Genomic DNA, 26,034 nt, shown 5'->3' on the forward strand with positions numbered 1-26,034 from the left:
ACAGTTTATTGAGTTTTTAAGCAGATAGGTAAGAATTTCAAAGTTTGTTCATTTTCCAATATACATTGTTCTAAATTGAACGATGGAGATAATGCTATCTTTTCAAAAGCATTTATAAAGGTAGTTAATGCAATCTCAGCTTCTAAACGTGCAAGTGGTGCCCCTAAGCAAAAGTGAGGACCTTTACCAAATGTTAAATGCTTTTCATTTCCTATTCGGTGTATATTAAATTTAGAGGCTTGCGAGAACTTTTTCTCATCTAAATTTACTGCACTTACCCACGCAACCACCATTTGATCCTTTTTCATTAAAGGGCCAAATATATTTGTATCCTCTGTAATTCTCCTAGCTAATGTAATGGGAAAACGATAGCGTAATACTTCCTCAATTGCTTTTGAAATTAATGTAGGTTCTTCTCTTAATTCTTTATATGTTCCTGGTGAATCCACTAAGAAACAGTAAAAACTATTAATAATTAAATTTGTAGTTGTTTCATTGCCAGCCGCTAATAAACCCAATGAAAAAGTAACAATTTCTTCATCAGTTAATCTTTCGCCTTCATATTCAGCTCGTATTAAATCTGAGATAATATCATCCGTTAAATGGTATCTCTTTTCCTGAACGATTGGTAGAAGATATGCTTTAAATTCATTTAGTGCTATCCCCTTTTCTACATCCAGATCATTAAACTTTTCTTTACTATACGGCATAAATAAAATATCAGACCATGCTTTAATTTTTTTGCGGTCAGTTGTTGGCACTCCTAATAAATCGGATATGACGGTAACAGGTAAAGAGGCAGCAAACTGTTCAACGATATCAACTTCACTAAACTTTTCAATATCTTTTACAAGTTCATCTGCGATAGCCTGTATTCGAGGTTTCCATTGTTCTAAACTTCTTGGAGTAAATGCTTTAGAAACGATAGAACGTACATTGCGATGTTCTGGTGGATCAGTAGAATTAATATTGATTCGAGTTTCTAAAGGAGGGATTGAGAATTGTCTTCGCTCCCTTCTACTTGAAAACAGGCGATAGTCTGATAAAACACGATTTACGTCCTCATACAAAAATACATTCCAAACATCTTGCTCTTCATCATAATGTACGGGGTGATTATCCCTCATAAATTGATACCACTCATACGGATTCCACAATTCCTCTTTCGTTTTCAGCTTTGAAATTTCATGAACTAAAATCACATTTTCAGGCGAAGCCATAGTCCTTTCCTCCCTTTTCTTTTACAATAAAAGTGATAGGTCGGTAATTCAAAGTTGTATAATCTAACATATGTTATTTTAACATATACTAAAGGGGATTTTTCCTAGGAGAACTTGAGAAATAAATAAGGGGGATTTTTATGTATGTTGATATTTTATTGCTCGCAGAATTGACGTCAGGGCCAAAATATGGGTATGAAATAAAGAAAAATATCCAAAATCGGTTAGGAGAGAATTTTGAATTAAATCATAATATGCTTTATCCTTCTCTTCGACGTTTTGAGAATATGGGGGCTATAACGAAAAAGGTACATACACAAGTCGGAAAACCAAACCGAAATATGTATGACATTACTGAAACAGGAGAAGAAATTTTTTCTGAAATGTTACGCGAGTTTCCCGAAAAACTCGCGACAAACAACGCAGAATTTCTTGTTCGTATCGCGCTATTTGAAAAACTTGATTATGAAGCTAGAAAAGAAATTTTAACAATACGCCAAAACGTACTACATAAACAGCTTACTGCTATTCAATCTTTAGATGCTAGCTCATCTTTTATTACAGAAGTCATTGAATTTAGTAAATCACGTATTGAACATGAATTGCTTTGGATTACATCACTGATGAAGAAAATATGAAAAAATAAAAGAAAAGTTAAAAACAGTGAATGAAAATGAGATTTATTATCAATACTATAATTAATAAAAGGGCAACCACGATTTGGCTACCCTTCAAAAATTTATACTTCCGGATCGAAAGTTTTGCAATCTGTTTCTTCTGTAGTCGATGCTTGTTTTCCTTTATGACTTACTACATAAATTGCGTCTGCGCTACATTTATTACCGTTAGCCCAAAATTTACAATTGTTTACTTCACATAAAACGTCTTGTGCCATAGTATCACACCTCCTCGTTCTATTATCATTAACAAAATTCGGAGGTATGATACTCTTTGTTATGCATTTTTTATTCCATTTTTAGCTTTCTTAATGGCTCTATATGCCCTTGTACAATGGCATCTATATTTTCAGTTATTTTTTCAATATCAAAATGCCACCATTGAATTTGCAGTAATTCCTCTATTATTGTATTTGTAAATCGTTCCTTTATTTTATTCGCGGGGTTTCCACCAACAATTGTATATGGTGCAACGTCTCTAGTCACAACAGATTTAGCTGCAATGATTGCACCATCTCCTATTTTGATTCCGGGCATAATTGTTGCATCCATACCAATCCAAACATCATTACCTATGACTGTATCCCCTTTGTAAGGTAGATCAGACAAACTAGGTGTATGCTTCTCCCACCCATTTCCAAATATATTAAATGGATATGCCGAAAATCCATCCATCCGATGATTCGCTCCGTTCATAATAAAGGTAACTCCATTTGCAATACAACAAAACTTTCCAATGATAAGGTGATCACCAAGAAATTCATAATGATGTAATACTCGATCTTCAAATGTTTCTCCATCTTTCGCATCATAATATGAATAGTTTCCGGCTAGTATATTAGCTTTCGTTATTGTATTTTTTATAAAGTGAACATTTTTATTTCCTTCAATAGGATATTTAACATTTGGATTAGGATTCATGTTGCACAGCACTTCCTTTACCGTTTATTTCACTTTCTACCGCTATTACTGGCTTTAAATTGTATATAGGTAAAATAAATAATAATCCAATTATAAATAGTAAAGCTGTGCCTTCGTACATCGTACTTAATGAGAACATTTCTTTTAATGAACCAGCAATACTCTTTGTTACTACCATTGAACCAGTGAATAGCGGACTTAAAATGCCATTTACACGACCAATAAAATCTGTATCACTATTTTGAATAATGAGCGTATTAATACCTATTTGGATACATGGAAGAGCTAACCCACTAAAAAGTTGTGCTGTAAGTGTTACCCATAAATTTGTCGAATAACCTATAATACCAATACCGATTGCCTGACCAAGCATACCGATAATTAACATCTTTTGCGGCGCAACGTTTTTTGCAAACACCATCGCTAAAGCACCACCAACAATCATTCCTGCACCATTTACTGTTAGTAACCATTGTAAACTCTCTTTTGATAATCCTAACTGCTCAGTTACAATAAAAATACCTAACGGCTGAATTAAACCAATTCCTAGTCCTGCTGCCATAAAACAAAGCCCTAGCAAAGTTAATGCTTTTTTCTTTTTCACATATTTAATACCATCAAGCATTTCCTGTAATAAAGTGATTTCTTTTTTCTCATTATCATTCTCAAGATCTTTCGGAAGAAATAACAACACAACTGCTGCAAGTAAAAAAGCGATACCTGTAATAATGATTGAAATATAAATTCCAAAACTATGAAAAATAAATGTTCCAAGAATCGGCCCTAACACCATAAATATCGCAAATATTGTTTGATAAATAGACATCGCTAATTGAATTTGTTCTGCCGATAAATGCTGTTTAAATAATTTCATTCCAGATGGTTGAGAAAACTGCGAAAGGATTGCAGAAATAAGCGTTACAAAAAATACGATTTTCCACGTTCCAAACATTAGAGTAATTAATACAGCAAATACCGAAATAGAACTTAACGTTTCACACCATACCATTGTCTTCTTCGGCTTCCACCTATCAGCAAACGTTCCACCAATAAAGGAAAAGATGAAAATTGGAGCAAACTCCGCCACTGAAATCATCGAAATAGCAAAAGCATCACCCTTTGTCATTTCCATTACATATAGTAATACCGCAAAGTTCCGAACCCATATTCCAATTTGTAAAAATAATGCTGATGCTAGAATCCCCTGTACAAACCGGTTTTTTAATACTTGTGATACCCCATTATTTTGTTTCGTTTCTACATTTGTCGACATAAAAAAGCCCCCTATTTCATGTTCTGAACAGGAGGCAGCACAAATCATATGAAAAGACTATATTTTCGCAGGGCGAAATACATCCCTTTTCTATAAATGTACAGACTAATCCTATTCAGAAGAATATTTCGTTTTTTAACGAAGATCTCTTACAAATAGAATTAGTTGATCATTGAGATGTTTTCACCCTTCCGTTTCGAATTTAAATTACACATACATACTCTATGTAAATCATTTTCTATGTATGCATGTCTTACAATAAATATTCTAGAATGTTAATGGTAATTCCTCTAAAGAACGCATTAAATAATTACCTTGCCATTTAATGTCTTCACGATTCCCTTTTATTTGTAGTTTTGGCATTCTCTCAAACAAAGTAGTAATAGCAATTTTTGCTTCCAACCTAGCAAGTGGAGCGCCTAGGCAGAAATGGCTACCATGTCCAAAGGCAATATGGCGATTGTTCTCGCGAGTAATATCGTAAACTTCCGGATTCTCAAATACTGTTTCATCACGGTTTGCAGAAGCTAAGGCAATGACAACCATATCTCCTTTTTCAATTGTTTGGTCATGAATTTGAAAAGGTTCATCTGCCCATCTTGAAGTTGTAACCTCAACCGGGGAATAATATCGTAATCCTTCCTCAATAGCAGCATCAATTAATTTTGGATTTTCTTTTAATAACTGTAATTGGTTCGGATTTTCGAGAAGCGCTAATACCGTATTTGTTATTAAATTTACCGTTGTTTCGTGTCCCGCCACAATTAGTAACATGATCATCGAATATAGTTCTCGGGCGCTAAGCTTATACCCTTCACTCTCTGCAAGTATTAAAGCACTAACCAAGTCTTCTTTCGGCTCTTTTCGTTTCATATCAACTAAATATTGAAGGTATGTAATAAACTCAGATAGGTGCTTTTCAGTTTCTTTTATTTCTTCTGGTGTTTCTGGATAAGCAATGACAGCATGAGACCAAATTCTGAATTTCGCTTGATCCTCTTTTGGAATGCCAAGCATTTCACTTATCACAATGATCGGTAAAGGAAATGAATAATCATCCACAAGGTTTAATGAACCTTTTCGCTCAACTTCGTTTAATAAATCATCTGCGATATACTGAATTCTTCCTTCCAATTGCGCGATCATCTTCGGTGTAAAAGCTTTTTGTACGAGTGATCGTAAACGATTGTGATTAGGTGGATCTGAATTTAACATGTGCGTCGTTAAATAATCACTATTGTCAACAGTAAGAAACACATTCAATGTATCTTGAGAAAACACATTGGCCGGATCTTTTTTTAAGCGATTATCTTTTAATAGTGGTAAAGCATCTTCATATCTTGTAATAAGCCACTCTGCACCTAATTCAGTTTTATTCACAAATAAGATAGGTTGCATTTTACGAGATTCTTTATAAATTTCATATGCATCTTCTTTAAACTGAGCTGAAGCTAAATTGATGCCATCCTCTATTCTTAGCCCAACTTTATTTTTCATTGACATTGTATTCCCTCACTCTCATTTGTTTTAAAAAAACAACCAACATATGCATTATACGCTAATAAAAACGTGAAAATTGTAACTTTTTAATCAAAACCTTACTTCGTATATTGAAAAATAAAAAAGTGAGGGAGTAAAATCTTTCTACTCTCTCACTTTTCTTTATGCGAAGCACATAAAATTACTAATTTGTTGATAGCGATAACTTACTTTACGACGACGACCACCTTGCCACGTGTAACCTGATACTCCATTTCTTCTCACTTCAGTCGGGAAGAACCATAAATCCCTTCCAAAAGGACCAGGACGATGTAAGCGTAAATAGCCCCATCTTCCTAGACAGTTACACAACCATGATTTCATATTACCTGGTTGTGCAGGAGAAGCAAATGTAGACGGTAACGACGGCGCTTGTGACGGAGGTGGTGACGTTGGAGCATCTTCCGCATCATCTGGTCTGTAATCTTCTTGTTCAATATCTCTCACTTCATTTGTAGGTTCATACCCGTAGTTTTGTGGATTATAATACATCGCTTGATCATATGGATAATTTTGCTGGTAATACATATTAATAAATCACCTTCTTTTCATTCATTGCCTTTACCATTCATATGTGATATGCCCTCTCTGGGAAGCTTATGTATAGCCTAAATTCAACAAAAAATAAAGCTCGTATTTAAAAATACGAGCTTCTTCATAAACAGAATAGATGTATTATTTTCTTAATTTCACACTATAGAAACGCATTTCATCTAATGAACCTTCAAATTCAAATACTTCTTGTTTAATTAATTCCTTTAAGCGATATTCTAAAAACGTATCGCCAACTGATTGCTCTACAAGACCAAGTGCTTCACCAATTACTCTAGGAGCTTTTAGGAATTCTTGATCAGCACCTATACTTTTCGCACATTCAATAATAAATTGATCAAAATAATTTTCTTGTACAGAACGCACTTCATTGTCTGTCCAAACTCTTAAAAATCCCGTACTTTTCGAGAGACTATCCCACTCATGTTCAAACTGCAGACGATTCTCTACAGTTAAATACGGCAATTTTACAAAACTTTTTTGAATTAGAGCTAAACTTTCAGGTGGTAACTCTCCTGTTCCACGAATAACATACTCTAGTTTTAATATTTCTTTACTTGCTTCAGATGTATTCATAACGCGAATATTTTTCTTATCTTTTAATTGCGCCATTACAAAACATAGACCTACATGTTCATGTGCGTTATCGGCTTTCCAAATTGTAATAGGCGTTTCACTAGGAATAGCGTATAGTTCTTCCATAGTTTCTAAAAACCTTGGTAAATACTCTTCTTCAAAATAATTTTCATAAGCATTTAAGTTGTTTACTAACCATTCCTGTCTTGCTAGTTGCCCTTCATTCATATGTAACTTATTTATCGGCCCAATTGAAAAGAATTCAGAAAAAGCAACAACCATCTCTTCCAATCGTTCTTCTTGACCAAGCATATGCTTTAAACATCCAGCTGTTGAATCATCAAATGCAATATGTACGTGTGAGACTTCTTTTACATTTCTTTTATAAGATGTATTACTCGTTAGTTGCTTAGGAATATCCATCAAATTTTTAATAGTATCTTCACTATAGTTTTCTTTTAATAAATTTAATTGGATTAGAATACTTTGAAGTAAATGTTTTGCTTCATCTTCGTGCATATCCTCTACAGCATTTTTAATTTTATCTATCATGTAAACCCCTCAATTCATTTCAAAAATAACGTGGATTATAGTGTATCATTTAAGTGTTACTCTTTAAAAGTTTTTTAGTCAAATCATGTATTAGAAAGATTGCTAAATAACCTTTTGTAAATCCTTTTATTTAAATGTATAATTATATAGAAAATAAAAAATATAGGAGCTATGTTTATGGAGAAAGTATTTCCTAATTATAAACATTATCTAAAAAATTGGAGATTTATATTTATTTGTATATTACCTACAATCGCCTTTTTATTTGCTTTTGATGTCATCTTTGAATTAATATTTCATCAAGATTTCTATTTATCTAACTTAATTTTTGCTATTATTTTATTTTTAATATTTATGAGCATCAAAGATATGTTTAAAATTAAAAGTTAAAGATCCGGATAAAGTGGGATAAAAAAAGAGCACCCTGCAATTAGATGCTCTCATGTGATAGAGGTTTTTCTGAGTATTAAGTAGGACACGAAGGTCTTGTCCCACTATCTAATATATGCTTGTACTTATTTTTTGTGCATGTACGAAGTATCACTATAAATTCTCCTCATAAATTCCTTGTACAATTAACATATTTATACATAAAAAAACATCCCCCGTGGATGTTTTTTTATGTACCGATTTTTAAGCTTCCATAAACTTTGCCGGTACACCAATTTTTTCAACTACAGAAGATATATTAGTAGGATTAATCATTACATTTTCAATACTAACTAATTTATTTTCTAATAGTCCATTCTCTGTTGTAATAAGTTCTTCAAACCGTTCTAAAGTCATCGAGAATTTATGTTCACTTCCGCCATTCATACTGACTTTTACATACTTCATCGTGCACCCGCCTTTCATAATAATCTATAATTCGATAAAAAGGCGCTTACATCCTTTTTATTTAATACTAGATTTTACACTTTTACACTTGCCAATTTACGTTTATATTTAATATGAAAAAAGCTGATACTATTTTTTATTCACATTATAATTGCGAGTAAAAATGATAAAGATAGAAATGCACAAAGTGGTATAAATAAAACAGTATCCATTCTAGCAAAACGCGTATCTTTTTTTCGTTTGAAGATACCAAAATAATGAAATTCACCTATTACTCTTATAAAAAAAACAACCATACAAACCCAGGATCCCATTTGAACAATAATATTAGGAAATGCGAAATGAATAATATTTGTTTGTTGTAATAAAATTATTGCGGCCATACTTAGTAATAACGCAATGAACAAAGTCATCCCTGTACCTGGTGTAAATGCCTTTTCTCCAGCTTTTGTTGGAATGACACTATTTGTCGCCCACTTACCTCCGAAAGCCCAGTAAACATGTAAAAAGCTAACTAAAAATAATATACAGACAGAAATATATGTAATAATAAGCATTTTGTCCTCCCATTATTTTATTTAAGTCCTTAACTTTAAGGTATGCTATAAAGTGAAACTTTAATCAGTGGGGGTCTTACTGCCCATTAAAGCGGGATAAATTTCTCATTAGCAATCAATATGTAATTACAAAAAAGCCTTCAATGATAACTCATTAAAGGCTTACTAAAATTTCTTATGCATTATACCTATTTCTACGACGTTCCATCCTTGTTTGTCCTTGAACAGTACCTTCTTTATATTGATGTATTTGCTCTTTCAGTTCATATGTTGCAGCTGGAGCCGGTTCTTCGTAATTTTGCTCACGTATTTTTTCTGGCGTTTTTCGTTTTGATACTTTTCCACCAAACTTAAATAATTGCATCCTAAATTTCGGTAATCTTGGAAGTGGAATCTTAAAGGATAATTTTTTCCGTTTCTTTTTTTGTTTAAATAGATTTATATTTTCTTTATTATCATCTTTCTCTCTGCGGTGAATTAACATAGTAATTAATCCACCTAATATAAGTCCACCAACTAAAAGCATAAGATATTTGAAATTACTTGTCATTAAACTCGACATACGTTCAAGTATGACTAACGATTGCACTTCTTTAATATCCCATAGTAAAGCGGCCCATAATGCGAATAAACCGAAAGTAAGCCCATATGTACGAAAACGGAATAAACATGGGATTAAAGCGATACAAGCAGCGATTTTCGCATTCGCTATGATTGAACTTGTTGAAATATCTTGATGCCAAATAACTAACAATAGTGTAATAAATGGCGCATATGCTATCCAGCTACATATACGTGAATATATTTTTTTCGCAAAATAACTACCGAAACTGGTGAAAAATAAAAGGCCTCCAATATATAAAGATTGTTCTAGTGGGATTTGCTTTAAAATTCCTGCAACTGGAAAGAGGCCGCTCAATAGCATGAATAGCACATCTAATTTCTTCACAATTCCTCATTCCTTTCAAATTTCTTTTGAATTCATTCATATTGCTTTTCTACATAGTGTAGTTTTTCATTTCTAAAAAACATCTTAATCCTGTATGGAAATAAAGTAAATATATAAAAGAGAAGATACATGACAAAAGATATCCTTATTTACATGAAAAAATGACAAATCCTGATCGATATAATGAGCAGGATTTGTTTATTATTATTTACAATAGAATAATTGAATCTTTCTTTTCTATTTTTATAATATCTACATCCAATTCATCATCAAACTCTTTAAACTCTCTTGCATCTATATCAGTCATATAGCTCTTTATTACTTTCGCCATATGCATAGAATATGGCATGTGTATATTCTTTTCCAAAAGCATACTTGAATTACAGCACATGTAATGTACCATTTTGGCAATATAGTTCCTTTCAACAGCTTTTACACCTAAAGGTAATATTTCAAGTATATATCGATGCAATGTTTCACTATCATTACACAGGTATTCACCAGTGCTATAATACATTCCCTTTTGATCTATATATAAACTCGTACTATCTAATACGTCATCACATTCTATCACACCGTATTTGGGTACATCAAAAGATGTATTTATTCTTACAGCATTTAAGTTTGGAACCTTTAGCACATCTGGAACAATGTCAGGGAAAGTATCTATATCAATTTTTTCATTTTGTAACTCTTTTATCCAATGTTTTCTTACATTCGCATCTATAATGAAGTATACTTGCTCATTTTGCTCTTTTGCAGGTTGTAAAATTTCCGCTAATGTTTTAGAAACAAATTGTTTAAATTGAATGCCCATATCATTTCTTTTTGAAGGCTGCGGTAAAAAGGTGTTATGTTTATCTACATTTATTAATAAACGATCAATCGTTTGCCACTCTATATTCCCATATAATTTATATGAAATTTCTTTTCCTTTTATTTTTGAAAAAATGGGTAAGAAATCAAATTTTGAGATTCGTTCAATTGATAAATTAACATATGTACAAGGTAAATTTATCTTATTCCAACTACGTTTTAAAAATCCTTTTTGTTCTAATAAACTCAAAATACCATTTATAATCGTTTTACGAGACACACTTTGGCCTATAAATAAATTAATAAATGCTGAAATACTGTTTGTTCGTGCAAATCCTTCTCTAACAATTTGCTTTGGATCAATTTTTTCACGTCCATCACAATTTTTCATTGCAATTAACGCCAATGTCGCATCATTACGCTCACCTGCAGTAGCATAAACCGCTTTCATAACATCCTCTACTAAATTCGTTTTATACTTCTGGCAATATTGCATTTTATATGGATTTTGCAATACCTTTTCAATATTACATCTTACTATTTTTAACAACACTGGAGAATCTGCATTTAATATATATGATGACTCACTAATTTGAGCTAACACCATTTCACTTTCAAATAACGCTTGTTCTACTCCCAGCGATATTTTTTCAGACCATATTTCTAGCGTTATAGTCTCTAATCCTTTTGGTGCAATTAAAGGGAATACTTCTTTCTCATTGCCTATTTCCATCTTTTTACATCCCGGTAGTAATGTGAAATAAGAAAATTTTTGCTGAAACCCTTTAAATAGATACTCTCTTTCTTTTGCTTTTATACCAGATCTTATTTTAGTACCTTGAACTTTATATATTCTCTCATTGTATGGAAGAAGTACCCTAAGATTTGCTCCTAGCATATAATCTTTCGGATATTGAAGAATATGATCTAATTCAACTTCTCCACCTATACGAAAATCATCTTTTAAATTTCTAAATATCTTAATCCATTTGATGCCGTTTGTAGCCTGCTGAACTTTTAGTTTTACAAATCGTAATTTCTTATTATTCGATGCAAATTCTGGAGTAGAAATTAATATCATGCCCCGTTTTCGTCTTAATAGCAAAGGAATGTCTGGATGGTTATATTCTTGATAAAACCTCCGAATTCCTATTGAAACATTTAATAATGGAATGTTCTCTCCTCCTCGCGTTATATATTCGAACCGAAATACATAGGCGAAATAGTCTTGTGTTTTTTCATCTTTAATAGGCTCTGACATCGCCTCACAAATATTTTGTGATCTAAGAGGAGAAAAATATATATCTTCTTCATTTATATTTTCTAATTGTACAGGACGTTCACAAAAAATATGTGAAATTAAAGCGGGCACCCATTTAGAATATACTTCCTTATCATGTAGTACTGTTAAATTAGAAATTAAATCATAATGCCATTCATATTTTGGCGATTCTATTAATTTATTAGGTTTCCAATCATGAATAATCTCATACCAACTTTGAAAAATATAATCAAGTTGTTCTTTTCTAATAGGTTCTTTACATACAATCCATGGTGTATTTTCATTTAGTACATATGGATTATGCTGAATAAATAATATATCAGAAAACATATCATATAATCTTTCATTCAATCGTTTCAACTTACTCGTTAATAAAAATGTCTTATAATGTATCTCTACAATATCGAGCCATTCAATAGGAAAATATATAAATGATACGCTTTCGTTTAAAAGAGGTTCTATTATATTTTCAAATGTTAACAACTTTAATTTTTCCATAAAATGATTACTTCCTTTCTTCATTTTTCTTGATCACAAAAAAACTAAAGTATTATCACATAATTTAATTATTTAAAAGAATAGCAAATACCGCTTATCCGACTTATATATTAATGACATGACTCTGATAAAAGTTAAAAGAAATTTTCATACATATCCCTCCTTTTATATAACAAACATAATATATTAAGATTATACAATATTAGTCACGTATTGTATTTGGGATTTACAATAATTTTACAAAAGATTATAAAAGAGGTATTGACCATACATATGTATATCAAATCCTCTTTTCACTATCCTATTACCTTTTTCGCTTCTTTATTCACTGACCACTGCTCTAATGTATAAGTCATTTCCCAAAATGAATATTCATATTGACTGCTAATAATAAAATGCTTTTTCATTCCTTTGCGGTCAGACTCTGTCACATGTATTGTCAGATTCATTTATTAATGATGTAATAAATGGTGACGCAGAAAGTCGTGCAAAATGGGGAAGTTATGCTTTAACTCAAGTTGGTTTAGGACTTATTGGTGATAAAGGAATAAGCAAAGTCACTACACTCGCAAAGGGTGCGAGTGTAGCAAAATTCTCAGAAGGTATTTCGCATTTTACGAATAAATTGCAAATGGGAGATCGCTTTGCATATGCTAGCGTTAGTGAGTTTAGAGATATTCCAAAAACTTCTTTTAATTCTTTAGAAGATGCACGTAATACATTTATGTTTACTGCCCCTGGTAATTTAAATACACCTAGATTCCAAGAATATCTTAGCCAAGTAGAAGAAATAACAAACAGAAAAATCCCTGAAAATCAAAGAGAATTGCTTCAGGAAGCTTTAGAAAAGATTGCTTATGAACGATTAAGCAAAGAAGAAGTAGATCAAAGAAGGGCTGAGTTCAATACTATAAAAAATAAGCTGATAGCTGAATGGGAAAAAGAAACAGGCCAAACATGGCCTACATATACGGAGGAATTTATTTCTAGAAGAGGTAAAGTATCACGGAGAATTGATAAGCCATTTGATGCACATCATTTTATTGAAAATGCACATGGCAGAGAACATGAATGGTGGAATATGCACCCAGCTAAATACCCTGATGAACATCAAGGTGGTATACACGCTAAGGACAGTATCTCAAGAGAAATTTTTAAAAAGTAATTAACGGAGGTAACGAAAGCTATGTTTGATTTTTTGAAAAAGTATGTTGTAGCTAATGAAAGTGTAAAATCTGACCAAACACCTATTTTCTATCCTTTAAAAAGTGAGGAAATAGAAGAAGCAGAAGAGTTGTTAAAAATGAAATTCCCTAAAGAATTAAAAGATTTTTACAAGGAAATTGGTTATGGTTTTTTAGAAGCATCAGATAGGTTCTTTTTTAATAGATTTATGGACCCATTTTCGGTTTCTGATTTTCGTTTAAGGGAAGATATTTATGAATACAATCCCAATATAGATGGTGTTGATGATGAAGAATCGCTGGTTTTCTTTGAAGTAACAGAATTAAATTTTTTAACAATTAAATTCAAAGAAGAAAATGAATTAGACCAATGTCCTATTTACTCGAGTTCTACAAAAATAGCGGATTCTTTAGAGGAATTTATAAATAAAATGGTTGAAAATCCGGATTATTATATTTAATCTTTTTAAACAAAGAGAGAGTCTGCTCAATATAAGCAGACTCTCTTCCTACTTCACATGTACATAGGCTTCATTAGTTGTTACATAGTATGTTTTCCCTTTGCTTTTCTTTTGTGTAGACAGTTACTTTCGCATCAATCGTAAATGCTAAACCTGCATCTACCGAGCCAATGATACCTTTTGATAAGCATTTAAAAGTTCCTCTTGATAAAGTTTTTGATTAAGGAGTGTTGAGAACAATGGGGAGATATCCACTAATAGCAATCATAAAAGAAAATGAGGATAAAGAAAATGTGATTTACAGTTTTGGTCCAGATACCGAATCTTGTATGTTAAATCCAGAGCTTTATAGTAGATGGAATTTTAAAGTTGCAAAGAATGCAACTAACCGTGTCGAAGCATTTATTTTACTAGATGATATGCCTGAGAAACATGTGGCCTTGTTATATAAATGCGTTCATAAAATATATGCTCATATAGAGGAAAATGGTGGTATAGAGAATATGAATAACATTGATTTCCCGGAATATTTCGAGTTTATTGTTTAATAGATATCAGCATTAAACTTTGACATAATAATTATAAGAAACCGACTCTCTTTTATAGGAATCGGTTTCTTTGTCATGCTGTTACTAAATTAATATATATTTACATAGGCCTCATTAGCTGTTACATAGAATATTTTACTTAACCTCATACCATCAACCTTTACGGTCAAGGTATCCTTTAATTGCATTAAGTTGTGTATCTGATGTTGGCTCAGAAACAAAATACAGTTTCTTATTCCCTTCACACATTAAAGAGTCGTTAACTTTTGCTACCTTCTCTTTAATATATGAAAAAAGATAAGACTCTTTAAGATGATTCTTTTTGATTTCTCAATATAAAGAGTCTTAGATTTCCGCTAACAATCCTATACTATATGAACAAAGAGTAAGGTACGATTGAATGATTGAATATATCCACTAGCGATGGCACTATATTCTTTGCCGGCATGTACATGTATAAAGCTAATATTTTATATGAATATTCATAGTCAGTATTCATATATTACAATAGCGTCAGAAGTACCATTAAAACAATTAGAGCAACTACCACAGCTGCCACAACCGCCACAACTAAAACAACCAAAACAACCGAAGCAACCAAAACAACGGAATCCACCGCAACGACCTCCACAACGACCACAGCCACCACAACGACGAGCAGCATCTTCAATATAGTAATATGGATATTGGTTTTGCTGGTCCCAATACACAACATTTCCAGACTGGTAATCATTAAGGCTTAACGCTTGTAGTTCTTGTTGAAACTGATTCATTTTCATGACCTCCGTTTATTAACTTTTAACCTTTTGACGCTTTCCTATATTTCCTAAGTAGAAATAGCGCTATAAAGTGAAACGTTAATCAGTGGGGGTTTTGTTCATCAACCACTGATTATTAGTTGAACCAATCGGACGTTTACGGACAGCCCGACTCCCACCTAACTTCTTTGCTCCAACTGAATTTTGAGGTGGGAGTTTTACTGTCCGTTAACGCGGGATAAACTAAGTTCAATACATACACCTACAAAATATGACCTATCACTAGATGATGCACCTTGTTCATGTACCTATTTTTCCACGGGTTCATTTTTATAAATAAAAAAAGACGCATTTAGATTGATGCGCCTTTTTGCGATACTTCTTTTGTTAAATCATATACATAAGTATGATTCATACCTGTGAATAGCAATACCTCTTCTCTTTATCCTATTACGTTTTTCTCTTTTGTACTTACCGGCCACTTTTCTAAAGTATAAGCCATTTCCCAAAATGAATATTCATATTGACTGCTAATAATAAAATGTTGTCTCATTCGTTTACGGTCTGCCTCTGTTACTTGTTCAGCGATAGTATCTAACCTTGTAATTTGCTCTTCAACTAATGTTCGGAACCAATCGGATCCATAAGCAGAAATCCATTCCTTATAAATTGGCTCTTCTGGCTTACAGTCTTTTAAACGCTCACCAATTTCATAATACAACCAATAACAAGGTAAAATTGCTGCAATAACATCGCCTAAATGTCCTTCATACGCAGCACGATACATATGTGAAGTGTACGCATATGCAGTTGGAGCAGGGATAAAATTATCTTTTTCTTCTTGTGTTATCCCTAATTTCTTCGCAAAATTCTCATGTAAAGATAATTCCGCTTCATATGTATTTTGAGCATGGTGTGCCATACGAGCTGTCGTTTCTAATTCCAGTGCTTTTGCAGCTCCTAAAGTTTGTACTCTAGCAAAGTGACTTAAATAATATGAATCTTGAAGCACGTAATAGCGAAAATTAGCTAAATCTAACGTTCCTTCACCGAGTTTTTTTACAAAAGGATGATGAAAACTAGCTTCCCAAATTGAGTCTACTTCTTTACGTAATGATTGTGAAAAAGTCATGTAAATCCCTCCAATTATGTATGAAATTTAAGTATTTACCCACCATTATTAAATCTGTAAAACAAAAAAACTTTCTTTACAGACGTAAAGAAAGTGAAATTGACAGTATTTATTCATAAAATAACAATGTCTTTCCCACTTCCCTACGCTGGCATTAACCAGATCAGGTACTAAGAGTCTCAAATTCCCATTTGATCTCAGCCTATAATAGGCCCCCCTAGTGGATAAATATATAATTTTCGTATCGTATTCATCATAACATACTTCATGTTACTGTCAAAAGTATTCATGGTACTGCTACTTAAAACCCTTCTTCTTCCCTTACTCTTAATGAAGTTTCAATAATCATATCTAATAGTTTACTATAGTCAATTCCCGCTGCAGCGGCACTTTTGGGAAGTAAACTCGCTTGTGTCATCCCTGGTAATGTATTAACCTCCATTACATATGGAATACCATCCTTCACCATCATATCAACCCTTGCATAAACACTACATTTTAATGCTTTATAGCAAGCCAGTGACGCTTTGTTTACACGTTCCTTAAGTTCAGCTGGAAGTTCAATAACTTCTTCAATTGTACTAGTATCATCATATTTCGCATTGTAATCAAAGAACTCAGCCGCATGTCGAATTGAAATGATGGGTAACTGTTTTCCATCAAAAATGGAACATGTAATCTCATCACCTTTAATGTACTTTTCTATCACTACTTCAGAATCCCATTCGAACACAGTTTCCAGCATTGAAATTAGTTCGTCTTTATCATAAACAATCTTTACCCCCACACTCGAACCACCAGAGTTTGGTTTTACCACTAATGGAAATCCTAACTTATCTAATTCATCAACATTTAGATCCTCCATTTTTGTAAGTTCAATCCAATCTGGTGTTTCTATTCCTTCATAACGTAAAATCTTTTTCGAAATATTTTTATCCATACATATACCGCTAGATAACATATTACTCCCGCTATAAGGAATACCTAAACTTTCAAGCGTTCCTTGAACAGTCCCATCTTCTCCGTATTTTCCGTGTAATGCGAGCAGCGCAAAATCAATGTCTTTCGCTTTTTCAATTAAATCCATTTTTTCATTTAACGTAATTGGTACTATCTCATATTTATTTTTATCTAAATTTGCAATCATTTCATTTCCAGTCATAATTGATACTTGTTTTTCAGAGGATACTCCTCCCATAATAACGCCGATTCTCATTTCCTCAACTCCAAATTTCGTTTTTTATCCCGCATTAACGGGCAGTAAGACCCCCACCTCAAAATTCAGCGGAAGCAATGCAGTTAGGTGGGAGATCAACTGCCCGTAAAAGCCCGATTGGTTCAACTAATAATCAGTGGGGGATGAACCCCCCCCACTGATTAAAGTTTCACTTTATTGTATCACCGATTATTTTGATTCCCCGAACTATTTCGTCTTCTTTCAAACGTGAAAATCCTAATCGAAACGTGTTCGCTCCTCTTCCATCAGAATAAAACACATCTCCAGGAGAAAAAGTAACCCCTTGCTCATAACATTTTTGTAAAAGTGTACGAGCATGAATTTTTTCTTCTAACTCTATAAATAAATGAAGTCCACCATCACCAGTCATTCTTTGAAACGGAATGTACTCGTTACACGCCCCAACAGCTAACTCATATTTTTTCTTATAAACAGACCTTGCCTTTTTTAAATATTTTTCAAAATATCCTTCATGTAAATATTGAAAAAGAACAGCTTGATCTAAAGTAGATGTATGAATTGTTCTTGCTCTTTTTACACTTTCTAAATGATGGATCAATTCTTTATCTGCAATGATCCATCCGACACGTAAACCAGGGAAAAGTACCTTCGAAAAGCTACTAATATAAATCACATTATTACCAGCGCCAGCAAAAGTTAATAATGGGGCTAAATGTGAACCTGAATAACGTAGTTCCTCATTAAATCCATCTTCTATAATAGGAACCTTATATTTTGAAAATAATCTCATCAGTTCCGTTCTTTTCTCTGAACTCGTAACAATACCGGTTGGATTATGATAAGAAGGAATTAAATAAGCAAAATCAAATTCTTTTTCATACAAACTTTTTTCAACTTCGTTCGTATCAATGCCATCTTCATTCATATTTATTCCATGCACTTCAAGACCATGTAAGCGGAAAAGCTTCAACGCAGCATGATGAGTCGGATTCTCACAAATAACCCGCCCTGATTTCTTTGATAACGAGGATAGAACAATGTCTAACCCTTCAGTGAATCCATTTGTAATTAAAATATCTTTGTTCGAAATATCTACACCTTTCATTTCCATATAATGAAGTAGATAATTCATTAACGGTCTATAACCTTTTGCGTATCCGTAGTTTAATACGACATCGCCTTCAATGGACATACGAGTAAGAAAAGCTCTTTTGAAATTTTCCACATCAAATAGCTTTTCGTCCGGAGCGATACTGTTAAAAACAATCATTCCTTTTTCCCAGCGAACACCATGTTTCATTAAATCTAATTCATCCGCTAACAAGGTAACTGTATTAAGTTTATTTTTCCAATCTATTTCAACAGACGAAGTGTTTGAAATATCAACCTTCGCAACGAAATTCCCTTTTCCTTTAACTGCATAAATGAGCCCTTCTTGCTCTAAATCTGCATAAGCAGCGAGTACAGTGTTTCTGCTTACACTAAGTAATTCACTTAGTTCCCTTGTTGAAGGAATTTTTTGATCCCCGAGCAAATGCCCTTTCATAATCATCTTCTTTAAATAATCTTTTAATTGAATATAAACGGGACGATCTTTCACAACTTTAAAATCTTTAAACAATTCCTTACCCCCTGCAATCATTTTTGCATAATTATTTCATTCTCAAAAGGTCCACTACATATGTATTTTTTATAAAGGGCGGTACGGTTTTATAAAATACAACTTTAATCAATTAGTAACTTTACTCCCCGTTAATACGTGACAAATCTTTACGATATAAATTAATTATATCTTTTAAAGCTGCTGCTGCGGCTCCGCGTGGATTTGATGCACCACCAATTGTAGTAACTTGGCCCATCGTATCTGTAAAGAACGTAATCCCTTTTTCTGTCCCATTTACATTTGCTAGCGGATGATCTTTATCTATTTCGCACGGTTCAACATTTAAATTCACATTGCCATCCTCATCTTTATATGCTGATGCAATTAATTTAATAAATTTATTTTGTTCCTTAGCATTTCGAATTTGTTGTTTTGTAACATGTTCAATTCCTTTTATATGTATATCTGTAAGCATATGCTCTGTTCCCATTAAACTGTTTGTCAAAAGTAACAATTTACACGCACTATCAGAACCACTTACATCTAATATTGGGTTCGTTTCAGCAATTCCTTTACGTTGCGCTTCTTTCAGTGCTTCCTCAAACGTAATATCTTCCTCATTCATTTTCGTAAGAATATAATTTGTTGTCCCGTTTAATATTCCTTCTATTTTTTCAACATGGCAACCAGCTAAACTAAATTGACCAATATCAAGTGTCGGTAATGCGGCCGCAGTTGCACCACTATATCGAATTCGTACATTCGCAATTTTTGCTGCTTCATTTATTTCTCTCCCGTTTGTAACAAGCGCACCTTTTGAAATTGCTACTATATCCATTTGTTTTTCAATCGCTTGTTTTATATATTGTTTCCCTGGATTTCCATCTTTAAGGTTTGTAACTGTTGATTCTACCAGCACTGTACCACTTATGTTATCTGTTGCACGTTCCTCCGGATGATATTCTATATACTTCTCAATTGCTGCGCTACTGCTACCATACGTTAATAAGTCCTGAATAGATAACCCATCCTCATTATGTATTGCAACATTTCTACCTAATACGCCACTTACAACTAACTCTATACCATATGTTTCATATATATATGAACATTTTTCATATAGTAATTTTATAAACTCTCTTCCTACTGTTCCATATCCTGATAATACAACTTTAATTTTCATAATATCCCCCCATATTTTTCTACCAAATCCCTCTTTCAATATAATATAAAGCGCCCCCGAATTCCATCGAGAGCGCTTTATTATTACCTATTTCGGTAAACGTGATAGCTTTTCAGCAATTGTTCTATAAAACTCTTGAATGTTAGAAAAACCTAACGTGTCTGAAATACTTAATCCCACCATGTCGAGATGGTCCCAATTTGCTTTCATTTCGATATGATTCCATTTTCCAATCTGTAATGACTCATTATTATTTACAGTTGCATTAGATGATGGTGCAATCATAGAATTTGTATTTACTACACCATCATTTTGCCACCAAGAAGTATTAATTAATGGGCGGTTTTCTTCATATCTCGCATAAGAGCCTAAGAAAAATGCATTCCCCATTAACACTTTATTCATCGTTATATGAGGCAAATGTAAACCTGTTATAGGTGCCGCTTGTGATGCATGTCCACTATAGGATAAGTAATACACATTCGGTTGCGTCTTTACCCAAGTATTTAACTCCTTTGCACCATCAGTACTTAAATCCCATTGACTTATATCTTTTGTATTTTTCCAAATTGAACTATTTAAAATACGATCAGTATATTGTAAAGAGGACTCTCCAGCATTCTTCTTTAACCCCCATTGATCCAATTTGAAATCATATAATGATAAATTACTGTTTCCTCCTAAACTTGCAGCTGTAATGAGTAAATCTTTAACGAACGGTAGTAGAAGACTACCATCAGCAAGTGTTGTACCGTTGTGAGGGGTTGCTAATGTTGTAACACTATGAACATATGATTTCTCGCCCTCAAATAGTGGTGATATTTTGGTGTTTGGGTGATTTTTCACATAATTTTTTTCTTCAAAACTGCCTTCTTTTAATAGCTGTACCAATGTTCTAATCGTTTGTCCACCCATGCTATGTCCGACTAAATGTACTTTATTTGTTTCACTCCAACTCGGCATGAAACCACTATAAGTTCTTCCAAAACGATTATGTCCATGTTTCTCAACATGTGCGGCACCGTAGTCTACTGTTCCACCGTTAATTTGGGCATATAATTCACATGCACGATCCCAATTACTAGAAACTGGCCCAACGGCTGCGGTATGAACTGTATAACCATTGCGTTTCAAATCTTCCTGTATATCATGAACACCCCCCAATATTTAACCCCTAGCATTTCCTCTCTACCCCATCCGGCAAATCCGTTTACTAAAATGATCGGATAATTATTTTGTTGACTCTCTTCAGCGTATATTACTTTCGTGGCGAATGAACATACAGTCATCAATGCAAAAAAACATATTTTTAAAAATAACTTCCCCATACTTCCTCCCCCTAATAAAACGTTTACATTTTTTAAATTTACAGCATGCTTTAATAACTTAAACATAATGTAAAGTATTTTATATACGTTGTATATATAGAAAACATATACAAATGTTGATAAATATTTACTTTTTACAATACAACTTGTAAATCTGTTTATTTGAATTTATAATTAGATATAGTTTCCTCATGTTAAAAAGATTTAATAACCATAAGAAAACTAATCTCATTGCTTGAAAAGGAGGAAAAATCATGCAAATCGGATCAAATATTCATACATTGTCTCAACCTACTAAAATAACTCCATCTAATCTTGAGCATAATACTATCTCTTCTACTAAACTTGAAGATAAAAAATCAAATGATCCCATCAAATTTGATATTCGTTCATCTGAAAAAGAGATGAAACAACCTGAGCATAAATTTAATGAATTAGATTTATGGAAGATGCTAAAAGATAAAGGTGTTCCTTTATGGATTATACTTGAAATGCTACAAAAGGCTCGTAAAGAAAAAGAAGCACAAAATAATTCAGTTCAAAATTCAAATGCAATTGAAGAAACAAGTGAGACTCGATTAAATGAAGTAATGTAATTTATGTTATATGAATGCTCTAAAGTAAAAAGAGTTCGAGATTGATAAAATTTCTATCAACCTCGAACTCTTTTTTAAGATTTTTCTCCAATCGTTACAAACTGAAATGATACTTCCCCTTGATGATCTTTAATTAACTTTTCTACTTTTACTTTTTCATTTATTAATGTATTATCTGTTGACATTTTAGGTTTTTCATCACCTAAAGACTTGTTCAGGTGGAGAAGATGCATTTTCGTTTCATTTGCTTTTAATTCTTTATACACACTATCTTTTGCTACAATTATATATGCTTGTGTTGGATATTTACGAGTGTTACCTATCCAAGCATCACTACCATATTTAACAGCAAACTCCTTTCCTTCTAATTCAATACTTTTTAAATTTTTTTCATCTTCTTGTGCCAACAAAATCGATCCTTCTTTTGGTAACTTAGGTAACGTATCTATAGGTTTAAATTTGGATCCATTCTCTCTTTCACGAAAAATCTTTGTTTTAATCAACGCTTGTGCTGTAGATTCATTTAAAATTAAAACTTGTCCATTTCCAAATGTACCCGTTTTTACAGAAAACACTTCATTTTCTTTCGTAATTTCCTGATAACGATTCATAATTAATAAAGTATTATTTTCATCTCCAATGATTAATACACCGTTAGCTGGAAATCTGTTTTCATTTTTAGAGCATGCGCTTAAACTTATTAACATTAATATACTTAAAATGAAAATAGATAATATTTTCTTCATCACAGTTCCTTTCATAACTCAAATTGTTTTTACATGCTTTTATGCAGTCTTACTTACTCATATTCCCTACTGTTCCATAGTTTTATAAAGCTTTTGTAAATAACGCCAACGAGTTATATAGAAATATAAAACTTGTATACAGATAAATGAAATTAAAATTACAATAGAACTATTTAAAATAGAAAAATCGACTAATTGTTGCAATGCCATATAAGCAACCACTGTGTGTATTACTGCAATGGTAATCGGTAAAAAGAACATTAATAATAACTGTCTCGTTACAACTTTTTTCAACTCTCGCTTACTTAATCCCATTTTCGAAATCATTTTATATTGTTGTTGATCCCGATCCAAATCAGTATATAACCGGAAGTAAATAAAACTAGCGGCAAATGTGAAGAAGACGATTCCAACTAAAACACTTGCCATAAGTAATAATCCATTCGTTTGTTTTGCCTCTAACAAACTTAAAGTCAAAGCTTGAAAATAGAAATTACCTTCTCTTCCATCTGCATTGAATATACTATTTAATTGATTTGAAATTTCTTTCGTCTTTATCCAGTCATCTACAACAAATCCGTATGTACGATGTTGAATAACTACATCATCTTGATTGATATTAAAAGGAATACCATCATATACACGATCTTGAACTGCGATAAAAATACCGCTAGTATCATGTGGTAAAACTAAATTTTCTACAGCTTTTTTCACACGAAATGTCTTTATCCAATCTCCTTCAATGACTTCAATATTCTTTTTATAATCACCATTTTTAAATTCTTGTTTTTGTGATACCATTCCAGGGATTAGTAATATTTCATCTTCTTTTTCAATTGTTTCTTGTTGATACCCTAGCGCTCTCGCAAGTTCGTTATATTCACTTAATTTCATTACATATACATTACTTTCTGTATATTTATAAGTAGATGAAGCTGTTCGATATGGAATATTCGCATCAGCAAGATGTTTTTTTATAATAGAGAGATGTTTATCCACCACTTTGTCTTTTTCAGGACCTATATAAAGAAACGTATATGGGTTTGTCATTCTTACCAATTCTTTATTCCCAATAGCAGCTGTAGTTCCAATTGCTGTAAAAGCAACTGCTGAAATAATAGACACTATAAAAAACATAGTTGCATTATCTTTCATACGGTAAATTAATTCTGAAAACGTTAATATATTTGTTCTCTTTAAAAAGAAAAATTCACTCCTTTTCGCAAGATGCAATATATAAACACTACATTGTGTATATAAAAAGTACGTTCCTATAATTACTAAGAGCACACCCATTACGAGCATGATAAAACTATGATTTTGAATAAAGCGAAATACTGAAATGTATCCATACCCTATACTAATTAAAGAAAGTAACGATAATATTATTGAAGCTTTCGGTTCAGGCTTTGGCTTTTCTCCAGCTTGAATAAGTTCCACAAGTTCGGTTACTTTAACCGTTTTAAATGTAACTAACGAAACGATTAAAAATAAGACAAGAAACGTGAAAACTGTTAATAATACAGCCTGCACTGGTATATAAAAAGGTAAACCATTACTAATCATTAATACACTGGCACTGATTAGTAAAACTAGTTTAGAAAATATGAGGCCAATGAGGATCCCAATACAAATCGAACCAAGTCCGATTAACATATTTTCAATTAACAATAACTGCTTAAGCTGTCTCATTGACATACCTTGCATCATTAAAATGCCAAATTCTTTCTTACGCGTTTTTAAAAACGAGCTCACTGAATATAAAATAAAGAAAAATGAAAAAACAAAAATCAAACCTTGGGATATTTGAAATCCTAATGTACCAAATGTACTTATTGTTTTACTTGTCGATTTCAACTCCCCCTGTAAATCAGGATGGAATAATAAAAGGGCATATGTAAAGAAAATCATAATCGAAAATGCACTACTTAAAAAATGACCTGCATATGTACGCTTATTACGAAAAATATTATTAAATGCGAACTGACGAAAAGTCATGCCTTTTCCCCCCTAACAAAGAAAGGACATCCATAATCTTTTGATAAAAGGTTTGCCGACTTTCACCACGATAAATTTCGTTATACAGTTGACCATCTTTTATGAAGATTACTCGGCTGCAAAAACTAGCTGCATACGGATCATGTGTAACTAACATCATCGTTGCCTTTTCTTCCTTATTAAGCGTATCCAGCATCTCCATTACATCATTTGAAGATTTAGAGTCTAAATTCCCGGTCGGTTCATCAGCAAGTAATAATTGCGGCTTATGAACAATTGCACGAGCAATTGCTGTTCTTTGAGCTTGTCCCCCTGAAATTTCAAACGTTCTTTTATTCAATATATCTGTAATATTTAATTTCTCTGCAATTTCTTCTACTCGTTTATTCATTTCTTGCACAGAAACACCATCTAATGTCATCGGCAATACGATATTTTCCTTCACTGTAAGCGTACTAAGTAAATTAAATGATTGGAATACAAATCCTAATTGTTTTCTACGGAATAAAGCCAAATCTTCAGATGATAACTGGAAAGGATTCGTACCATTTATTACTATTTCTCCCGATGTTGGAGAGTCGATAGTAGATACCATATTTAATAATGTTGTTTTTCCGCTACCAGATGGGCCCATGATCCCTATAAATTCACCTTCTTGGATTAATAAATCAATATCTACTAATGCTTTAAAAGGTATTTTCCCTTTATATACTTTACTAATATTTTTTGCATGTAAAATTTCCATTTCTATTCTCCCTTCATTTGCACTTCTCACAATAGAGTGTAAATGAATTCTCTTATAGCTCATATTGATTCATCTTTCATTTATCTTACACGCTTGTAAGATTTCTAAAAAAACCGATAATAACATTATTTACAAATTAAAATTAACGCATAACTATCTTATAATAATTGTATAGTGGTAGGAAATACAATCTCCTATCTTTATTATACGAAAAAGAAAAGACCGATAATGGTCTTTTCCTTCCCAAAGTTATATTTTTAACTTACACCTTTAATTGAAATGTATTTGATAAATACTCTCTGCAT

At 32.5% G+C, this 26,034-nt stretch carries 25 protein-coding genes, 4 pseudogenes and 1 riboswitch; of the genes and pseudogenes, 6 read left to right on the plus strand and 23 right to left on the minus strand.

What is annotated here, in order from left to right; all coding sequences use genetic code 11:
• Positions 1 to 5 precede the first annotated feature (5 nt).
• Complete coding sequence (locus tag QCI73_RS14465; protein WP_353823216.1) at positions 6 to 1,220, minus strand: cytochrome P450; 1,215 nt, start codon at positions 1,218 to 1,220, stop codon at positions 6 to 8.
• Positions 1,221 to 1,360: 140 nt separating this feature from the next.
• Between QCI73_RS14465 and QCI73_RS14470 the strand changes: the two genes are divergently transcribed.
• Positions 1,361 to 1,858, plus strand: a complete 498-nt coding sequence (locus QCI73_RS14470) for a PadR family transcriptional regulator (RefSeq protein ID WP_062822557.1) — start codon at positions 1,361 to 1,363, stop codon at positions 1,856 to 1,858.
• A gap of 101 nt (positions 1,859 to 1,959) precedes the next feature.
• Here the strand turns inward: QCI73_RS14470 and QCI73_RS14475 are convergent, their stop codons facing one another.
• The 6 genes from QCI73_RS14475 to QCI73_RS14500 form a co-directional block, all read right to left on the minus strand.
• Positions 1,960 to 2,115 (minus strand): DUF1540 domain-containing protein, encoded by a 156-nt coding sequence (locus QCI73_RS14475; RefSeq protein ID WP_000046091.1) that lies wholly within the window; start codon positions 2,113 to 2,115, stop codon positions 1,960 to 1,962.
• A gap of 70 nt (positions 2,116 to 2,185) precedes the next feature.
• Positions 2,186 to 2,818, minus strand: coding sequence for a Vat family streptogramin A O-acetyltransferase (locus QCI73_RS14480; RefSeq protein ID WP_262726367.1), 633 nt, complete (start codon positions 2,816 to 2,818; stop codon positions 2,186 to 2,188).
• Entirely contained in the window at positions 2,808 to 4,091 is a 1,284-nt protein-coding gene (locus QCI73_RS14485; protein ID WP_353823217.1) for an MFS transporter, read from the minus strand. Before QCI73_RS14485 ends, QCI73_RS14480 begins: the two co-directional genes overlap by 11 nt.
• A gap of 267 nt (positions 4,092 to 4,358) precedes the next feature.
• Positions 4,359 to 5,594, minus strand: a complete 1,236-nt coding sequence (cypA, locus tag QCI73_RS14490) for a cytochrome P450 (RefSeq protein ID WP_327924148.1) — start codon at positions 5,592 to 5,594, stop codon at positions 4,359 to 4,361.
• A gap of 159 nt (positions 5,595 to 5,753) precedes the next feature.
• Positions 5,754 to 6,158, minus strand: a complete 405-nt coding sequence (locus QCI73_RS14495; RefSeq protein WP_353823218.1) for a hypothetical protein — start codon at positions 6,156 to 6,158, stop codon at positions 5,754 to 5,756.
• A gap of 147 nt (positions 6,159 to 6,305) precedes the next feature.
• The gene (locus tag QCI73_RS14500; protein WP_229136324.1) at positions 6,306 to 7,310 is read right to left on the minus strand and encodes a DUF1835 domain-containing protein; all 1,005 of its coding nucleotides are present in this window, start codon (positions 7,308 to 7,310) and stop codon (positions 6,306 to 6,308) included.
• A 177-nt stretch (positions 7,311 to 7,487) separates the two neighbouring features.
• Here QCI73_RS14500 and QCI73_RS14505 point away from each other — a divergent pair, with 177 nt between their 5' ends.
• Positions 7,488 to 7,700 carry a hypothetical protein gene (locus QCI73_RS14505; protein WP_000416564.1) on the plus strand — a complete coding sequence of 71 codons (213 nt, stop codon included), beginning with the start codon at positions 7,488 to 7,490 and terminating at the stop codon, positions 7,698 to 7,700.
• Between the two features lie 243 nt (positions 7,701 to 7,943).
• On the opposite strand, the gene QCI73_RS14510 is transcribed toward QCI73_RS14505, so the two are convergent.
• The 5 genes and pseudogenes from QCI73_RS14510 to QCI73_RS14530 all read right to left on the minus strand — a co-directional run.
• Positions 7,944 to 8,147 carry a hypothetical protein gene (locus QCI73_RS14510; RefSeq protein WP_000878375.1) on the minus strand — a complete coding sequence of 68 codons (204 nt, stop codon included), beginning with the start codon at positions 8,145 to 8,147 and terminating at the stop codon, positions 7,944 to 7,946.
• Between the two features lie 140 nt (positions 8,148 to 8,287).
• On the minus strand, positions 8,288 to 8,704 hold the full coding sequence (locus QCI73_RS14515; protein WP_044792300.1) for a DUF3995 domain-containing protein: 417 nt from the start codon (positions 8,702 to 8,704) through the stop codon (positions 8,288 to 8,290).
• A 175-nt stretch (positions 8,705 to 8,879) separates the two neighbouring features.
• Entirely contained in the window at positions 8,880 to 9,653 is a 774-nt protein-coding gene (locus tag QCI73_RS14520) for a DUF3959 family protein (protein ID WP_327924151.1), read from the minus strand.
• A 208-nt stretch (positions 9,654 to 9,861) separates the two neighbouring features.
• Positions 9,862 to 12,249 (minus strand): RNaseH domain-containing protein, encoded by a 2,388-nt coding sequence (locus QCI73_RS14525; RefSeq protein ID WP_353823219.1) that lies wholly within the window; start codon positions 12,247 to 12,249, stop codon positions 9,862 to 9,864.
• Between the two features lie 296 nt (positions 12,250 to 12,545).
• Positions 12,546 to 12,680 (minus strand): annotated as a pseudogene (locus QCI73_RS14530) (TenA family transcriptional regulator); the annotation flags it as partial.
• Here QCI73_RS14530 and QCI73_RS14535 point away from each other — a divergent pair.
• Positions 12,671 to 13,414: pseudogene (locus tag QCI73_RS14535) on the plus strand (hypothetical protein); the annotation flags it as partial. The pseudogenes QCI73_RS14530 and QCI73_RS14535 sit on opposite strands and share 10 nt — an antisense overlap.
• 21 nt (positions 13,415 to 13,435) lie before the next feature.
• Entirely contained in the window at positions 13,436 to 13,894 is a 459-nt protein-coding gene (locus tag QCI73_RS14540) for an SMI1/KNR4 family protein (RefSeq protein ID WP_262726372.1), read from the plus strand.
• A gap of 48 nt (positions 13,895 to 13,942) precedes the next feature.
• Here the strand turns inward: QCI73_RS14540 and QCI73_RS14545 are convergent.
• Positions 13,943 to 14,075: pseudogene (locus tag QCI73_RS14545) on the minus strand (N-acetylmuramoyl-L-alanine amidase); the annotation flags it as partial.
• 58 nt (positions 14,076 to 14,133) lie between these two features.
• On the opposite strand from QCI73_RS14545, the gene QCI73_RS14550 reads away from it, so the two are divergent.
• Positions 14,134 to 14,442 carry a hypothetical protein gene (locus QCI73_RS14550; protein ID WP_262721349.1) on the plus strand — a complete coding sequence of 103 codons (309 nt, stop codon included), beginning with the start codon at positions 14,134 to 14,136 and terminating at the stop codon, positions 14,440 to 14,442.
• Positions 14,443 to 14,595: 153 nt separating this feature from the next.
• Here QCI73_RS14550 and QCI73_RS14555 read toward each other — a convergent pair whose 3' ends face one another.
• The 7 genes and pseudogenes from QCI73_RS14555 to QCI73_RS14585 form a co-directional block, all read right to left on the minus strand.
• Positions 14,596 to 14,691, minus strand: coding sequence for an N-acetylmuramoyl-L-alanine amidase C-terminal domain-containing protein (locus tag QCI73_RS14555; protein ID WP_483299567.1), 96 nt, complete (start codon positions 14,689 to 14,691; stop codon positions 14,596 to 14,598).
• Between the two features lie 239 nt (positions 14,692 to 14,930).
• Positions 14,931 to 15,215 carry a heterocycloanthracin/sonorensin family bacteriocin gene (locus QCI73_RS14560; RefSeq protein WP_353823220.1) on the minus strand — a complete coding sequence of 95 codons (285 nt, stop codon included), beginning with the start codon at positions 15,213 to 15,215 and terminating at the stop codon, positions 14,931 to 14,933.
• Between the two features lie 427 nt (positions 15,216 to 15,642).
• Positions 15,643 to 16,332 (minus strand): thiaminase II, encoded by a 690-nt coding sequence (gene tenA, locus QCI73_RS14565; RefSeq protein ID WP_353823221.1) that lies wholly within the window; start codon positions 16,330 to 16,332, stop codon positions 15,643 to 15,645.
• 123 nt (positions 16,333 to 16,455) lie between these two features.
• A riboswitch (TPP riboswitch) is annotated at positions 16,456 to 16,561 on the minus strand.
• A 72-nt stretch (positions 16,562 to 16,633) separates the two neighbouring features.
• Positions 16,634 to 17,548, minus strand: coding sequence for a D-alanine--D-alanine ligase (ddlB, locus tag QCI73_RS14570; protein WP_353823222.1), 915 nt, complete (start codon positions 17,546 to 17,548; stop codon positions 16,634 to 16,636).
• A gap of 169 nt (positions 17,549 to 17,717) precedes the next feature.
• Complete coding sequence (pdxR, locus tag QCI73_RS14575) at positions 17,718 to 19,151, minus strand: MocR-like pyridoxine biosynthesis transcription factor PdxR (protein WP_353823223.1); 1,434 nt, start codon at positions 19,149 to 19,151, stop codon at positions 17,718 to 17,720.
• 121 nt (positions 19,152 to 19,272) lie between these two features.
• Complete coding sequence (locus QCI73_RS14580; protein WP_327924158.1) at positions 19,273 to 20,316, minus strand: homoserine dehydrogenase; 1,044 nt, start codon at positions 20,314 to 20,316, stop codon at positions 19,273 to 19,275.
• A gap of 87 nt (positions 20,317 to 20,403) precedes the next feature.
• Positions 20,404 to 21,644, minus strand: a pseudogene (locus QCI73_RS14585) (esterase/lipase family protein).
• A 254-nt stretch (positions 21,645 to 21,898) separates the two neighbouring features.
• On the opposite strand from QCI73_RS14585, the gene QCI73_RS14590 reads away from it, so the two are divergent.
• Positions 21,899 to 22,240, plus strand: coding sequence for a DUF3914 domain-containing protein (locus QCI73_RS14590; RefSeq protein ID WP_327924763.1), 342 nt, complete (start codon positions 21,899 to 21,901; stop codon positions 22,238 to 22,240).
• A 74-nt stretch (positions 22,241 to 22,314) separates the two neighbouring features.
• On the opposite strand, the gene QCI73_RS14595 is transcribed toward QCI73_RS14590, so the two are convergent.
• The 3 genes from QCI73_RS14595 to QCI73_RS14605 form a co-directional block, all read right to left on the minus strand.
• The gene (locus QCI73_RS14595) at positions 22,315 to 22,986 is read right to left on the minus strand and encodes a lipoprotein BA_5634 family protein (protein ID WP_327924764.1); all 672 of its coding nucleotides are present in this window, start codon (positions 22,984 to 22,986) and stop codon (positions 22,315 to 22,317) included.
• Between the two features lie 66 nt (positions 22,987 to 23,052).
• The gene (locus QCI73_RS14600) at positions 23,053 to 24,984 is read right to left on the minus strand and encodes an FtsX-like permease family protein (protein WP_327924765.1); all 1,932 of its coding nucleotides are present in this window, start codon (positions 24,982 to 24,984) and stop codon (positions 23,053 to 23,055) included.
• Complete coding sequence (locus QCI73_RS14605) at positions 24,959 to 25,729, minus strand: ABC transporter ATP-binding protein (protein ID WP_327924767.1); 771 nt, start codon at positions 25,727 to 25,729, stop codon at positions 24,959 to 24,961. Before QCI73_RS14605 ends, QCI73_RS14600 begins: the two co-directional genes overlap by 26 nt.
• Between the last annotated feature and the right edge of the window lie 305 nt (positions 25,730 to 26,034).

This window comes from Bacillus cereus group sp. MG16 (assembly GCF_040459875.1).
In the GTDB taxonomy this organism is placed as follows: Bacteria; Bacillota; Bacilli; order Bacillales; family Bacillaceae_G; genus Bacillus_A; species Bacillus_A paranthracis.

What these genes read in the sequence shown, in the direction of transcription:
- cypA (WP_327924148.1), bottom strand. Translation starts at nt 5,594, where the DNA reads ATGTCAATGAAAAATAAAGTTGGGCTAAGAATAGAGGATGGCATCAAT.
- QCI73_RS14475 (WP_000046091.1), bottom strand. Translation starts at nt 2,115, where the DNA reads ATGGCACAAGACGTTTTATGTGAAGTAAACAATTGTAAATTTTGGGCT.
- QCI73_RS14470 (WP_062822557.1), top strand. Translation starts at nt 1,361, where the DNA reads ATGTATGTTGATATTTTATTGCTCGCAGAATTGACGTCAGGGCCAAAA.
- QCI73_RS14485 (WP_353823217.1), bottom strand. Translation starts at nt 4,091, where the DNA reads ATGTCGACAAATGTAGAAACGAAACAAAATAATGGGGTATCACAAGTA.
- QCI73_RS14595 (WP_327924764.1), bottom strand. Translation starts at nt 22,986, where the DNA reads ATGAAGAAAATATTATCTATTTTCATTTTAAGTATATTAATGTTAATA.
- QCI73_RS14495 (WP_353823218.1), bottom strand. Translation starts at nt 6,158, where the DNA reads ATGTATTACCAGCAAAATTATCCATATGATCAAGCGATGTATTATAAT.
- QCI73_RS14580 (WP_327924158.1), bottom strand. Translation starts at nt 20,316, where the DNA reads ATGAAAATTAAAGTTGTATTATCAGGATATGGAACAGTAGGAAGAGAG.
- QCI73_RS14605 (WP_327924767.1), bottom strand. Translation starts at nt 25,729, where the DNA reads ATGGAAATTTTACATGCAAAAAATATTAGTAAAGTATATAAAGGGAAA.
- QCI73_RS14525 (WP_353823219.1), bottom strand. Translation starts at nt 12,249, where the DNA reads ATGGAAAAATTAAAGTTGTTAACATTTGAAAATATAATAGAACCTCTT.
- QCI73_RS14465 (WP_353823216.1), bottom strand. Translation starts at nt 1,220, where the DNA reads ATGGCTTCGCCTGAAAATGTGATTTTAGTTCATGAAATTTCAAAGCTG.
- QCI73_RS14480 (WP_262726367.1), bottom strand. Translation starts at nt 2,818, where the DNA reads ATGAATCCTAATCCAAATGTTAAATATCCTATTGAAGGAAATAAAAAT.
- QCI73_RS14500 (WP_229136324.1), bottom strand. Translation starts at nt 7,310, where the DNA reads ATGATAGATAAAATTAAAAATGCTGTAGAGGATATGCACGAAGATGAA.
- QCI73_RS14555 (WP_483299567.1), bottom strand. Translation starts at nt 14,691, where the DNA reads ATGTGTGAAGGGAATAAGAAACTGTATTTTGTTTCTGAGCCAACATCA.
- QCI73_RS14515 (WP_044792300.1), bottom strand. Translation starts at nt 8,704, where the DNA reads ATGCTTATTATTACATATATTTCTGTCTGTATATTATTTTTAGTTAGC.
- QCI73_RS14540 (WP_262726372.1), top strand. Translation starts at nt 13,436, where the DNA reads ATGTTTGATTTTTTGAAAAAGTATGTTGTAGCTAATGAAAGTGTAAAA.
- QCI73_RS14560 (WP_353823220.1), bottom strand. Translation starts at nt 15,215, where the DNA reads ATGAATCAGTTTCAACAAGAACTACAAGCGTTAAGCCTTAATGATTAC.
- ddlB (WP_353823222.1), bottom strand. Translation starts at nt 17,548, where the DNA reads ATGAGAATCGGCGTTATTATGGGAGGAGTATCCTCTGAAAAACAAGTA.
- QCI73_RS14550 (WP_262721349.1), top strand. Translation starts at nt 14,134, where the DNA reads ATGGGGAGATATCCACTAATAGCAATCATAAAAGAAAATGAGGATAAA.
- QCI73_RS14510 (WP_000878375.1), bottom strand. Translation starts at nt 8,147, where the DNA reads ATGAAGTATGTAAAAGTCAGTATGAATGGCGGAAGTGAACATAAATTC.
- tenA (WP_353823221.1), bottom strand. Translation starts at nt 16,332, where the DNA reads ATGACTTTTTCACAATCATTACGTAAAGAAGTAGACTCAATTTGGGAA.
- QCI73_RS14505 (WP_000416564.1), top strand. Translation starts at nt 7,488, where the DNA reads ATGGAGAAAGTATTTCCTAATTATAAACATTATCTAAAAAATTGGAGA.
- QCI73_RS14590 (WP_327924763.1), top strand. Translation starts at nt 21,899, where the DNA reads ATGCAAATCGGATCAAATATTCATACATTGTCTCAACCTACTAAAATA.
- QCI73_RS14600 (WP_327924765.1), bottom strand. Translation starts at nt 24,984, where the DNA reads ATGACTTTTCGTCAGTTCGCATTTAATAATATTTTTCGTAATAAGCGT.